General features: G+C 68.8%; 12 protein-coding genes. 8 read left to right on the top strand and 4 right to left on the bottom strand.

Annotation, left to right across the window (positions count from 1 at the left end):
- Nucleotides 1–61: 61 nt before the first annotated feature.
- Both FGD71_RS09300 and FGD71_RS09295 read right to left on the bottom strand, forming a co-directional pair.
- Nucleotides 62–1,624 carry a glycoside hydrolase family 53 protein gene (locus FGD71_RS09300; protein ID WP_119100041.1) on the bottom strand — a complete coding sequence of 521 codons (1,563 nt, stop codon included), beginning with the start codon at nt 1,622–1,624 and terminating at the stop codon, nt 62–64.
- Nucleotides 1,625–1,712: 88 nt separating this feature from the next.
- A complete protein-coding gene (locus FGD71_RS09295; RefSeq protein WP_119099908.1) occupies nt 1,713–3,734 on the bottom strand; it encodes a beta-galactosidase in 2,022 nt (673 codons plus the stop codon).
- A gap of 186 nt (nt 3,735–3,920) precedes the next feature.
- On the opposite strand from FGD71_RS09295, the gene FGD71_RS09290 reads away from it, so the two are divergent.
- From FGD71_RS09290 to FGD71_RS09275, 4 genes are read left to right on the top strand one after another with little or no spacing between them, the layout of a single operon-like run.
- A complete protein-coding gene (locus tag FGD71_RS09290) occupies nt 3,921–5,240 on the top strand; it encodes an extracellular solute-binding protein (protein ID WP_119099907.1) in 1,320 nt (439 codons plus the stop codon).
- Nucleotides 5,237–6,160, top strand: coding sequence for a carbohydrate ABC transporter permease (locus FGD71_RS09285; RefSeq protein ID WP_119099906.1), 924 nt, complete (start codon nt 5,237–5,239; stop codon nt 6,158–6,160). Before FGD71_RS09290 ends, FGD71_RS09285 begins: the two co-directional genes overlap by 4 nt.
- Nucleotides 6,157–7,062, top strand: coding sequence for a carbohydrate ABC transporter permease (locus FGD71_RS09280; protein ID WP_119099905.1), 906 nt, complete (start codon nt 6,157–6,159; stop codon nt 7,060–7,062). Before FGD71_RS09285 ends, FGD71_RS09280 begins: the two co-directional genes overlap by 4 nt.
- Complete coding sequence (locus tag FGD71_RS09275; RefSeq protein WP_119099904.1) at nt 7,059–8,090, top strand: LacI family DNA-binding transcriptional regulator; 1,032 nt, start codon at nt 7,059–7,061, stop codon at nt 8,088–8,090. Before FGD71_RS09280 ends, FGD71_RS09275 begins: the two co-directional genes overlap by 4 nt.
- 71 nt (nt 8,091–8,161) lie before the next feature.
- On the opposite strand, the gene FGD71_RS09270 is transcribed toward FGD71_RS09275, so the two are convergent.
- Entirely contained in the window at nt 8,162–8,581 is a 420-nt protein-coding gene (locus tag FGD71_RS09270) for an SseB family protein (protein WP_119099903.1), read from the bottom strand.
- Nucleotides 8,582–8,941: 360 nt separating this feature from the next.
- On the opposite strand from FGD71_RS09270, the gene FGD71_RS09265 reads away from it, so the two are divergent.
- The 3 genes from FGD71_RS09265 (at nt 8,942) to FGD71_RS09255 (ending at nt 10,469) form a co-directional block, all read left to right on the top strand.
- A complete protein-coding gene (locus FGD71_RS09265; protein ID WP_119099902.1) occupies nt 8,942–9,526 on the top strand; it encodes a TMEM165/GDT1 family protein in 585 nt (194 codons plus the stop codon).
- 117 nt (nt 9,527–9,643) lie between these two features.
- Entirely contained in the window at nt 9,644–9,988 is a 345-nt protein-coding gene (locus FGD71_RS09260; protein ID WP_119099901.1) for a VOC family protein, read from the top strand.
- An 85-nt stretch (nt 9,989–10,073) separates the two neighbouring features.
- A complete protein-coding gene (locus FGD71_RS09255) occupies nt 10,074–10,469 on the top strand; it encodes a MarR family winged helix-turn-helix transcriptional regulator (protein ID WP_119099900.1) in 396 nt (131 codons plus the stop codon).
- Nucleotides 10,470–10,565: 96 nt separating this feature from the next.
- On the opposite strand, the gene FGD71_RS09250 is transcribed toward FGD71_RS09255, so the two are convergent.
- The gene (locus FGD71_RS09250) at nt 10,566–10,973 is read right to left on the bottom strand and encodes an SseB family protein (protein ID WP_119099899.1); all 408 of its coding nucleotides are present in this window, start codon (nt 10,971–10,973) and stop codon (nt 10,566–10,568) included.
- 399 nt (nt 10,974–11,372) lie between these two features.
- On the opposite strand from FGD71_RS09250, the gene FGD71_RS09245 reads away from it, so the two are divergent.
- Nucleotides 11,373–12,638 (top strand): alpha-L-fucosidase, encoded by a 1,266-nt coding sequence (locus tag FGD71_RS09245; RefSeq protein WP_119099898.1) that lies wholly within the window; start codon nt 11,373–11,375, stop codon nt 12,636–12,638.
- Nucleotides 12,639–12,642: the final 4 nt, after the last annotated feature.

The following is a 12,642-nucleotide window of genomic DNA, read 5'->3' as shown; positions in this document are numbered from 1 at the left end:
AAGAGCCCGCCCACGTTCGGCGCGTGGGCGGGCTCCGGATCAGTCGGTGCCGATCAGCGTGTCACCGGCGGTTGAACAGTGACATCGCCGGAAGCGCCCGGTCGTCGTAGCCGAACAGTGCCTGGTTCTCCCAGCCGTTGCCGGAGGACGGGTCGTTCGGGTCCCAGCCGTTGCCGCTGACCGCGGTCCAGGTGGACTCCCAGTAGAAGACGCCCAGTCCGCGGCCGTTCGGGACGGCCTCCACGATGTTCATGATGTCCCGCAGCCAGGCGGTCTGCCCGGCCGTCGAGGCCGGGTATCCGGACACCAGCTCACCGGTGGTGTTGATGATGTCCTCGTGCGCGTCCTCGCTGCCCAGCCGGAACGGATAGGCCGTCTCGGCGACGTAGACCGGCTTGCCGTACCGAGTCGCCACGTCGTCGAGGGTGGTCTGGAAGTCGTAGAGCGAGCCGTGCCAGTAGCCGTAGTACGACAGCCCGATGACATCGAACTTCACGCCATTGTTGACCGCGCTGTCGAACCACCAGCGGGTGCCCGCCAAGTCACCGCCCTTGGCCAGGTGCAGCGCCACGGTCGTGGACGAGTTGACCGCCTTGACCGCGTCGTAGCCCGAGTTGAGCAGTCCGGCGAGCTGCGACCAGTTGTTGGTGGAGCCCTCGTTCCAGAGCATGCCGCCGTTGATCTCATTGCCGACCTGCACCATGTCGGCCGTGGTGCCCTGAGCCTTCAGCGCGCCCAGCACGTCGTACGTGTGGTTGTAGACGTCCGTCTTCAACTGGCTGTACGAGTGGCCGGCCCAGGCGGACGGCTTGGACTGGGCGCCGGGGTCGGCCCAGGTGTCCGAGTAGTGGAAGTCGACCAGCAGCTTCATCCCCTGCGCCTTGACCCGCTTGGCCATGGCCAGCACGCGCGCCTTGTTGTTGTAGCCGTCGGCCGGGTTCACCCACACCTTCAGGCGGGCGTAGTTGTGCCCGGCGGACTTGAGGATGGCGAGCGCGTCCCCGGTCGATCCGGAGCTGGTCCGGTAGACGCCGCCCCGGGCCTCGCTCTTGGCGAGTGACGAGACGTCAGATCCCTTGACGGCCAGTCCGGGCGTGGTGCCCGAGGTGAACGTCATGTCGTCGACGTTGATCCAGTTGCCCGCGCCCGCATCGGAGTTGATGCTGATCGTGCACTTGTTGTTCGTCACCCTGATGGGGACGACGATCCGTATCCACCCGCTGCTGGAGACCGGCAGGTCGGTGCGCTGCTCGGCGCTTCCGCAGTTCTTGAGCGCCAGGTAGGCGGACTTCTGGCCGCCGCCCGAGCGCACCCAGGCCCTGAGGGTGTAGTTCCCGTTGGTCAGCCCGGAGAGGTACTGGTAGGTCTCCACCTTGTACGCGGAGGAGGAGTAGTGCGTCAGGCGGTAACTACCGCTGCGGCCACCGGACTCCGTGAAGGAGGCGGCGGTGGAACCGTACTCCGACCAGCCGCTGGGTGTGGCGGCGCCGGAGGCGTCGGCCTCGAAGCCGGTGTTGGTGAGCGTGCTCGCCGCCTGCGCCGACTGTGCGGGCAGGGCGGTGAGGGCGAGTCCGGCCGCGAGCGGTGGCAGCAGGGCTCTGAGCGTGCGTCTGGGATGGAACATCGTCGTCCGTCGTCCCTTCGACATGTGGGGATGGGGGGTGCCCCTCCGCCCGCGGCTCGTAGGGCTCGCACGGGCGGAGGGAGTCGGCTCAGCCGTCGAGTCGTACGACCCGGACGGCCCCCGCGGGTACCGCGAGGCGGCCCGCGGCGCGGTCGCCCGTCAGCAGCTCGGTGCCGTGCGCCTCCAGCGGCACCTTGGCGTCCGACGAGGTGTGGTTGATCACGAAGAGGTAGGTGCCGGACTCGCCGGTGCGGCGCACCGCTTCGACGTCGCGCGGCAGCTCGGCGCGCGGTGCGATCCGGGCGTCGTCGGCTGCCCAGCCCAGGACGGCGTCCAGGCCGTCGGATGCCAGGCGCGTGGCGACGTACCACGCGGAGCCCTCGCCGAGCCGGTGCCGGGTGATGGCGGGACGGCCCGCGGCGAGCCCATCGGCGAACGTCCACACGGTGTCCGCACCACGCGGCACCACGAACTCGGTCCAAACGTCGCCGGTGAGTTCGGAGCCCTCGGGGCCGGCGATGCGGACCCGGTCGCCCGGGAGCAGGGGCGAGAACTCCTCGACGGTCAGGCCGAGTACGTCCCGCAGCGGTCCCGGGTACGCGCCGTCGTGCACGGCGTCGTGCTCGTCGACGATGCCGGAGAAGTACGAGACGACGAGGGTTCCGCCGTTCTCCACGTACTCCGTCAGATTCCGCCCGGCGGCTTGAGTCATCAGATACAGCGCGGGCACGACGACTAGGGGATAGGCCGACAAGTCGGCTTCCGGGTGGGCGAAGTCCACCGTGAGGTGACGGTCGTAGAGGGCTTCGTAGAAGGCGTCGGCGCGCTCGCGCGCGTCGTGGTCCTCGCTGGGGCGCCACTGGAGGTTCTGCGCCCACCAGGACTGCCAGTCCCAGAGCACGGCCGCGTCGGCGACGGTACGGGTGCCGCGAATCTCGCTCAACGAGTCGACGGACGCGCCGAGTTCGACCACCTCGCGCCACACCCGCGTGTCCGTGCCGCCGTGCGGCAGCATCGCCGAGTGGAACTTCTCCGCGCCGCGCCGGGACTGCCGCCACTGGAAGAACAGGGCGCCCTCGGAGCCGCGGGCCACATGGGCGAGGGAGTTGCGGGCCATCTGGCCGGGGGCCTTGGCCGGATTGCGGGGCTGCCAGTTGATGCCGGACGTGGAGTGTTCGAGCAGCAGCCAGGGCGCGCCGCCCGCCACGGAGCGGGTGAGGTCGGCGGCCATCGCGAGGTTCACATGCGTACGCCGGCCGTCGGTGATCAGGTAGTGGTCGTTGGTCACCAGGTCGACCTCGCTCCCCCAGGCCCAGTAGTCGATGGAGTCGCACTGGCTGAGGGCGGTCATGAAGTTCGTGGTGACCGGTACGCCGGGTGAGAGGCGGTGCAGGATGTCGCGCTCGGCCACGAAGTTCTCGCGCAGGGTGGCGTCGGCGAAGCGCTTGTAGTCCAGCGCCTGGGCCGGGTTGCCGACGGTGGGAGTCACGCGGGGCGGGTTGATCTGGTTGAAGTCCGCGTACCGCTGGCCCCAGAACGCGGTGCCCCAGGCCTCGTTGACCGCGTCGACCGTCTCGTACGTCGCCCGGAGCCAGCGGCGGAAGTGGGCTGCGCAGCTCTCGCAGTAGCAGGCCGAGACCGGAACGCCGTATTCGTTGTGCACATGCCACATCGCCAGCGCGGGATGGTCGGCGTACCGCGTGGCGAGCCGCGTAGTGATGGCGGCGGCGGCCTCGCGGTAGTCGGCATTGCTGTGACAGATGGCGCCACGCGAGCCGAACTCGTACCGCGTCCCGTCGGCGGCCACCGGCAGGGCCTCGGGTTGCGCGCGGTAGAACCAGGCCGGCGGCGCCACGGTCGGCGTGCCGAGGTCGGCTCGGATCCCGTGTGCGTGCAGGAGGTCAAGGAGCCGGTCGAGCCAGCCGAACGCGTACTCCCCAGGTGAGGGTTCGAGCAGCGCCCAGGAGAAGATTCCGACGCTCACCATGGTGACGCCCGCCTCGCGCATCAGCCTGACGTCTTCGTGCCAGACGGATTCCGGCCACTGCTCGGGGTTGTAATCCCCGCCGAAGGCGAGCCTGGTGAGGCCCTTGGGGATGGTCTCCGGCATGGATCTCTCCCGTTTGAGTCGATCATTTGGGAACGTGCACACACAGCGCGGTCGGCGCGAGGCCAACATAACCGCACAGCAACAACCATTGACAAGTGTCCTGGATGTTTCTCTACTGTGAACGCTCACAGAAGCATGGCACGGTCGCCGCAGCAGAGCGGAGGCCCAGGTCAGGGAGAAAGATCCATGCCAAACACGAAGCTCGGTCGTCTTGTGGCCACCTCGGTGGCCGTCGCGCTCGGTGCCACCGCACTCGCCGCCTGTGGCTCCTCGGACGACGACAGCAGGGCCGACTCGGGGCCGGTCTCGCTCACGTACTGGTCCTGGACGCCGGGCATGGACAAGGTCGCCGACCTGTGGAACAAGGGCCCGGGCAAGAAGGACCAGATCACGGTCACCGTGAAGAAGCAGGCGTCCGGCGACACGCTCGTCACCAAGATCCTGACCGCGCACAAGGCCAAGAAGGCCCCGGACCTGGTACAGGCCGAGTACCAGGCCCTGCCGACCCTGGTCAGCAATGACGCGCTCGCCGACATAGCCGGCGAGGCGGGCGGGGTGAAGGACAAGTTCGCCGAGGGCGTCTGGCAGCAGACGACTCTGGGCTCGGACGCGGTGTACGCGATCCCGCAGGACTCCGGGCCGATGATGTTCTACTACCGCCAGGACCTCTTCAAGAAGTACGGCCTCAAGGTCCCGGAGACCTGGGACGAGTTCGCCGAGACCGCCCGCGCGCTGAAGAAGAAGTCCCCGGACACGGACCTCACCACGTTCTCCGCCAACGACTCCGGGCTCTTCGCCGGTCTCGCTCAGCAGGCCGGCGCCAAGTGGTGGACCACCGAGGGCGACAAGTGGAAGGTGGGCATCGACGACGCGGCCTCGCAGAAGGTCGCCGACTTCTGGGGCGGCCTCGTCGAGGAGGGCGCCATCGACAACCAGCCGATGTACACGCCGGCCTGGAACAAGGCGCTCAACACCGGCAAGCAGATCGCCTGGGTGAGCGCGGTCTGGGCGCCCGGCACACTGACGACCGCCGCTCCCGACACCAAGGGCAAGTGGGCCATGGCCCCGCTGCCGCAGTGGACGGACAGCGACAACGTGACCGGCAGCTGGGGCGGCTCCTCCACCGCCGTCACCACGGACTCCCAGCACAAGGCGGCCGCCGCGAAGTTCGCCTCCTGGCTGAACACGGACCCGGAGGCGCTGACCGCGCTCGCGAAGGAGGGCGGCATCTACCCCGCGGCCACGACCGCGCAGACCAGTGACGCTTTCGCCGAGCCGCCGGCCTTCTTCTCCAACCAGCCGGACTTCTACACCAAGGCCGCCGACATCGCGAAGACCACCGCTCCCTCTGCGTGGGGCCCGAACGTGAACGTCGCGTACACCACCTTCAAGGACGCGTTCGGCAAGGCCGCCAAGAACAAGTCGGACTTCGGTGCCGCCCTGAAGACGATGCAGGACGACACGGTCGCCGACATGAAGAAGCAGGGCTTCGAGGTCGCGGAGTGACGAGCGCACGCCGGAAGGCGTACGGGGTCAAGGGGGCCCCGTACGCCTTCCTCCTCCCGGCGACGATCCTGTTCGCCCTGTTCTTCGCGCTCCCCATCGGCTACGCGATCTGGCTCAGCCTCCACAAGGTCCAGGTCAAGGGCCTGGGCCTGGGCTCGGGCGCCCGCAGCGAGGTCTGGGCGGGCCTGGAGAACTACACCGACGCCCTGACCGACTCGGAGCTGCTGCACGGCGCCCTGCGCGTGCTCGGCTACGGCGCCATCGTGATCCCGGTGATGCTCGGCCTCGCCCTGCTCTTCGCGCTGATGCTCGACACCGACCGGGTCCGCCTCGCGCCCTTCACCCGGCTCGCGATCTTCCTGCCGTACGCCATTCCCGGCGTCGTCGCGGCACTGCTGTGGGGCTTTTTGTACCTGCCGGACGTCAGCCCCTTCTACTTCGTGCTCGACAAGCTGGGCATGCCGCAGCCGGACCTGCTGGACGGCGGACCGCTGTACCTCGCGCTCTCCAACATCGCCGTCTGGGGCGGCACCGGCTTCAACATGATCGTCATCTACACCTCGCTGCGGGCGATCCCGGCCGAGGTGTACGAGGCGGCGAAGCTGGACGGTGCCACTCCCCTGCAGATCGCACTGCGGATCAAGATCCCGATGGTGGCGCCCTCGCTGGTGCTGACCTTCTTCTTCTCGATCATCGCCACCCTCCAGGTGTTCAGCGAACCGACCACCCTCAAGCCGCTCACCAACTCCGTCTCCACCACCTGGAGTCCGCTGATGAAGGTGTACCAGGACGCCTTCGGCAAGAGCGACATCCACTCGGCGGCCGCCACGGCCGTGATCATCGCCCTCGTCACGCTCGCGCTGTCCTTCGGGTTCCTGCGCACCGCGAACTCCCGTACCAGGCAGGAGGAAGCACGATGAGTTCTCTTGCCGTTCGCAAGGCCGCTCCGGCCGCGGGCACGACACCCGGCACCGCCCAGGGCCCGCCGCTGCGCCGCCGGATCGCCTTCGTGCCGACCCTCACCCTGCTGCTCGGCGCGCTCTACTGCCTGCTGCCCGTGGCCTGGGTGGCGATCGCGGCCACCAAGTCCGGCCGTGAGCTGTTCTCCACGTTCACGTTCCTGCCGGGCACCGGCTTCGCGGAGAACCTCAAGGACCTCAACGCCTACCGCGACGGCGTCTACTGGAAGTGGATGGGCAACTCGGCCCTCTACGCGGGCCTCGGCGCCCTCCTGTCGACGGCTGTCTCGGCGCTCAGCGGCTACGCTCTGGCGATCTACCGCTTCCGCGGCCGCGAGACGGTGTTCAACGTCCTGCTGGCGGGCGTGCTCATGCCGCCGGTGATCCTGGCGATCCCGCAGTACCTGCTTCTGGCGAAGGCCGACCTGACGGATTCGTACGCGTCGGTGCTGCTGCCCCTGGTGCTCTCGCCGTACGGCGTGTATCTCGCGCGGATCTACGCCACGGCGGCCGTTCCCGGTGATGTCGTCGAGGCGGGGCGGATGGACGGGGCGAGTGAGTGGCGGATCTTCACGCGGATCGCGCTGCCGATGATGATCCCCGGTCTGGTGACCGTCTTCCTGTTCCAGTTCGTGGCGGTGTGGAACAACTTCCTGCTGCCGTACATCATGCTCAGCGACGACGAGAAGTTCCCGATCACACTCGGTCTGTTCACGCTCCTCGAGCAGGGCGCCAACGCCCCCGCCCTGTACACGCTCGTGATCACCGGCGCCCTGCTGGCGGTCATCCCGCTCATCGCGCTGTTCCTGGTCATCCAGCGGTTCTGGAGTCTCGATCTGCTGTCCGGAGCCGTAAAGTCATGACTATGAACCACTCGGGTGGCCGGCGCAGGCCGCCGACGATCCACGACGTCGCGCGCGAGGCGGGCGTGTCGCGGGGCACGGTCTCGCGCGTGCTCAACGGCGGGCACTACGTGAGCCCTTCGGCGCAGGAGGCGGTCAACGCCGCCATCCGCAAGACGGGTTACGTGGTGAACCGGCACGCCCGCTCACTGATCACCGGGCGCTCGGACTCGATCGGTTTTCTCCTCACCGAACCGCAGGAGCGGCTCTTCGAGGACCCCAACTTCAACGTCCTGCTGCGGGGTTGCACCCAGGCGCTGGCCGCGCACGACATTCCGCTGCTGCTGATGCTGGCGGGCACGGAGGACGAACGGCGCCGCATCGCGCGGTACATCACCGCGGGCCACGTCGACGGAGTGCTGCTGGTCTCCAGTCACTCCGGCGACCCGGTCGCCGAACAGCTGCGGAAGGCGGGGGTGCCGCTGGTCGCGTGCGGCAAGCCCATCGGCCTGGGGTCCAAGGTGAGTTACGTGGCGGCGGACGACCGGGACGGCGCACGGGACATGGTGCGTCATCTGCTGTCGCTCGGCCGCCGTCGCATCGGCGTGGTGACCGGTCCGCTGGACACACCGGGCGGTGTCGAACGGCTCGCGGGCTACAGGGAGGTGCTCACCGAGGCGGGCATCGAGGTCGACGAACGGCTCATCGTCTCCGGCGACTACAGCCGCTCCAGCGGTGAGGCGGGCGCCGAGCGGCTCCTCGACCGGGCGCCCGACATGGACGCCGTCTTCGTCGCCTCCGACCTGATGGCCCAGGGCGTGCTGACCGTGCTCCAGCGGTCCGGACGCAGAGTCCCCGAGGACGTCGCGGTCGGCGGATTCGACGACTCCCCCGCCGCCACAGCCGCGAGCCCCGAGCTGACCACGATCCGTCAGCCCTGGGACCGCATCAGTGCGGAGATGGTGCGCGTACTCCTCGCCCAGATCAGCGGCGAGGACCCGGCGGCGGTGATACTGCCGACGGAGCTGGTGAAGCGCCGGTCGACATGAGACAAAGGGGCACGGGGCTTCATGGGGTGCATGGGGTCATGGGGTACATGGGGTCAAGGGGTTCATGGGCTTCACTGTTCGCCGAGCAGTAATCGCACGCCGTCCACCGACAGCGTCAGCGTCTCCGGCGAACCGGGGTCGATGGTGAGCGAGAGGCCGGCATCGGGCCAGTGGGCCGGGAGCAGACCCAGGGGGACGAGGCGATAGCACTCGACGTCCGGCAGCACCTCGGCCATGCGCGCCTCCGAGGTGAAGACCTGCACGGTGCGGCCCGTCAGCGGAAGGTCCAGTGTCAGCGCGCCCTCCGCGTCCGTGGCGTCGGCGTCCGTTGCGTCCGCGTCCGTGGTGTCGTCGGCGGGAGCGGCGGGCAACAGCACCTGACTCCCCGCCAGCAGAGCCCGCGCGTCGCTGTCCTGGCCGTTGTGCGCCAGGACGCCCAGGGCGCGCAGGATGACGGTGGACGTGTCTTCGTCGGGAGGGTTGATGGTCATGGCGGTGCGTTTTCTTCCGTACCCCACGGGCGAGAGATTCCGTCTGTTGGGGATGTCATTCGCCTACCCTTCGATCGCACGCTCATGCGAGGCCCGCGCGCACGACCGGCAACGGGACCGGTAAACTAGGCCCCCGCGAAGGGGAGTAGCTCTGCGAACCGGTCGTCGACACACTGGAACCCACGGGTTCCCGGTGGCCGGGCCCGATAACACACGGGTGGGCGAGACCTTCGGCCAGGCATGATGCGTCGCACGGCGTGCGACGCACCCGTCATGCCGGGCCGATCGGTTCTCCCGTCGCCCCAGCTGAGGGCGTTTCGCGAAGATCCGGAGGCCCGGCCCGTACAGAAAGCCACCCGGATGTCTCTCGACCCCCTGGCGGTCATCACCGCCTTCGGGCTGATCTTCCTCGCCGAACTGCCCGACAAGACGATGTTCGCATCGCTGGCCATGGGTACCCGTATGCGGCCGTTGTACGTGTGGTTCGGCACGTCAGCCGCGTTCGCCGTGCACGTCGCGATCGCCGTCGGTGCCGGCAGCCTCATCGGCCTGCTCCCCGACTGGAGCGTCAAAACCGTCTCGGCCGTGCTCTTCGCGTTCGGCGCTTTCATGCTGTTGCGCGGTGTCGGGGACGACGCGGAGGAGAACGCGGGCGGCGGGGCCGTCACCGGGTTCTGGCCCGTCTTCACGACGGCTTTCACGGCCGTGTTCATCAGCGAGTGGGGCGACCTCACGCAGATCACCACCGCCAATCTCGCGGCCACGAACGGCGCCGCGTCCGTGGCCATCGGCTCCGCGGCCGCCCTCATGTCGGTCTCCACGCTCGCCCTGCTGGCGGGCCGATTGATCGCCAAGCGGATCCCTCTCAAGACCGTCCAGCGGGCCGGCGGACTGTGCATGCTCGGACTCGCCGTCTGGTCAACCGTCGAGATCTTCACCGGCTGAGCTGTCACCTCCGGAGCAACCGGTCAGGATTCGAGAAGCCGACTCCCGCCGACCGGTCATAGCGTGAGATCACCGGCGAGAACCGCCGGTGATCTCACGACCATCGAGGAGACCGGCATGTCCGAAGGCATCGAAACGATCACTTATCCCGTCAAGGACCTCGCCCGGGCCAAGGCGCTGTTCGGCGCCCTTCTGGGAGTGGAGCCGTACGCGGACGAGTCGTACTACGTCGGCTTCCGGCCCGGCGGACCGGAAGTGGGCCTCGACCCCAACGGTCATGCCAAGGGTTTGACGGGACCGATCCCCTACTGGCGCGTCACCGACATCAGAACGAGCCTGGCGGGACTCCTCGACGCGGGCGCGGAGCTACTGAAGGATGTCCACGACGTCGGCGGCGGCAAACTGATCGCCTCCGTGAAGGACGCGGACGGCAATCTCGTGGGCCTCGTCCAGGCACCCTGAGACCTCGAAAGCCTCCTCAGTCTCTTACATGCACCTGCACTAGTTGCACGGTAAAGGATTGCCCTTTTTCTGTTACCGTGCACCTATGGCAGCAGAGCAGCTCGGCGCCCGGCTCGAGGACCGGTGGCGGGACATCCTGGCGGTGCACGCACGCACGATGTGCGAGATCGACCGCGAACTGCATCCGCACGGCCTGGGCGCCAGCGACTTCGAGGTCCTCGACATCCTCGCGTCGAGCACGCCGGCCGGCTCGGCCGAGCAGTGCCGCGTCCAGAACGTCGCCGAACGCGTCCATCTGAGCCAGAGCGCGCTGTCCCGCCTCATCGGCCGCCTCGAGAAGGACGGCCTGGTCGAGCGCACCGCCTGCCAGGAAGACCGCCGTGGGGTGTGGGTCGCGCTCACTCAGAAGGGCCGCGACCTGCACAGCGAGGTACGCCCACTGCAGCGCGCCGTACTGGCGCGCATGCTGAACGGCGAGTGAGTCACGACCTTCTGCGCGCCCAATGCGCGGCCAGGCCCCCCCCCACAGGCCGGGCCCGGGCCTGCCGTGCCCAGCCTGTGTCAGAGTGCGTCGGCCTCAGCCGCGCGGACGCGCCAGAAGGGTCCGTACGCCCTCGGAGTTGAGCGTCAGGCCGTGCGGGGAACTGGCGTCGATGGTCAGCGACAGGTCCCCGGTGGGCCACTGCGAGGCGAGCGCCCCCAAGGGCACCAGCCGGTAGCGGGAGACGTACGGCAGCAGTTCGGCCATCCGCAGCTCCGACGTGAACACCGGCACCAGCGGCGTCTCGCCGTCCTGCTCCAGGACGGGCAGTGCCACCGTCGTGGGATCGGCCGCCGTGTCGTCATCCGTGTCGTCGGGCACCGGAACCAGCACTTCACTGCCGGCCAGTGCGTCCAGGGCCGCGTCGTCCTCGGTGTTCTCGACCAGCACACTCAGTGCGCGCTCGACCTCCGACGTGGCGCTTTCATTCGAAGGAAACTCCATGGCACATCCCGACGTAGTGGCGTTTTTCAGGCCACCCGGGACACGTTCGGCCCGGGCGCTTTGCTCGCGTACCCACCCCGGGCGATGGCATTCCTGCCCCACGCATCACGGAACGCTCACGGAATGAGGGGATGTCGTGAGAGGGCAGCCCGAGCCGGTCACAACTCACCCGCCGCGCCGGAGGCTCCGCCATGTCGGGGCGCTCACCTCGCGGGTGAAGGACGTGGGGAAGGGGCCTCTTCCATCCGGATGCCGTCGGAGTCGCTCCCCCCGCAGGCCGGCAAGACGCACCAGGAGCGGGCCGGCGCAGCGCGAGGGCACCCCGGATGGTGAAAACGGACCAGTAGTGGGTGACCGGCGCCCACACGTCGGCCCGTCGGCCGTGCGTAGCGTGTGCGCATGCCGATGCAACCCTGGTTTCCGGACGCCAAGCTGGGCGTCTTCATCCACTACGGCATCTACGCCGTGGCCGGCGCGGCCGAGTCCTGGTCCTTCTACACGGGCGAGATGACGCACGAGCAGTACATGAAACAGCTCGACGGCTTCACCGCGTCGCGCTACGACCCGGACGCCTGGGCCGAGTTGTTCGCCCGCGTCGGCGCGAAGTACGCGGTGCTCACCAGCCGTCACCACGACGGCGTCGCCCTGTGGGACACCGACCACCGCAATCTCGACGTGCTCCGGAACACCCCGGCCTCCCGCGACCTCGTCGCCGGATTCGTCGACGCGTTGCGCGCGAGGGGCCTCAAGGTCGGCCTCTACTACTCGCACTCCGACTGGAACCACCCCGACTACGCGAGCGAGAGGCACCCCGGGCCGCACATCGTGCCGCCCAACGGCTACTCGCACGCCGAGCCCGGCAAGGAGGACCCGCAGGCCTGGGCGCGCTATCTCGCGTACCGCGACGGCCAGGTCCGCGAGCTCGTCGAGCGCTTCCACCCCGACGTGCTCTGGTTCGACGGCGAGTGGGAGCGCACCGAGGAGCAGTGGCGGATGCGCGATCTCGCCGACCTGATCCACAAGGGCAGTCCGGACACCATCCTGAACGGCCGCATGCTCAGCTACGGCGACTACGCCACGCCGGAGCAGGGCGCCCCGCTCCAGGCCCCGGAAGGCCCGTGGGAACTGTGTCTCACCATCAACGACTCGTGGAGCTTCCGGCCGCAGGACCGCGACTTCAAGTCGGTGCGCCAGCTGGTGCGGTACTTCACCGAGACGATCGGCATGGGCGGCAATCTGCTGCTCGGCGCCGGCCCCCGGGAGGACGGCACGATCCCCGAGGAGCAGATCGAACGCCTGGAAGGCCTCGGCGCCTGGATCGCGCGGCACTCCGACGCGGTGTACGGAACGGTCGCCGGACTGCCCCCCGGGCACCACTATGGTCCCAGCACCTTGTCCGCCGACCGGCGCACGCTGTACCTGGTGTGCTTCGACGCGCCGCGTGAGTCCGTCTCGGTGCGCGGGCTGCGCAACAGCGTCCGACGGGCCACGGTCCTGGGCACGGGTACCGAACTGGGCCACCACGTCACCGGCGGCCTGGACGCGGTACCGGGTGTGACTTGGATCGATGCACCCGAAGCGGCCGACCTCGACGACGAGGCCACCGTGCTGGCCATCGAGCTCGACGGGGAGCTGGACCTGTACCGCGGGGCGGGACGGAACTGAGAAA

The organism is Streptomyces sporangiiformans, from assembly GCF_005768555.2.
GTDB classification, from domain to species: Bacteria; Actinomycetota; Actinomycetes; order Streptomycetales; family Streptomycetaceae; genus Streptomyces; species Streptomyces sporangiiformans.
Note: the sequence above shows the minus strand (reverse complement) of the source record. Positions and strands in the feature narration are given on the sequence as shown.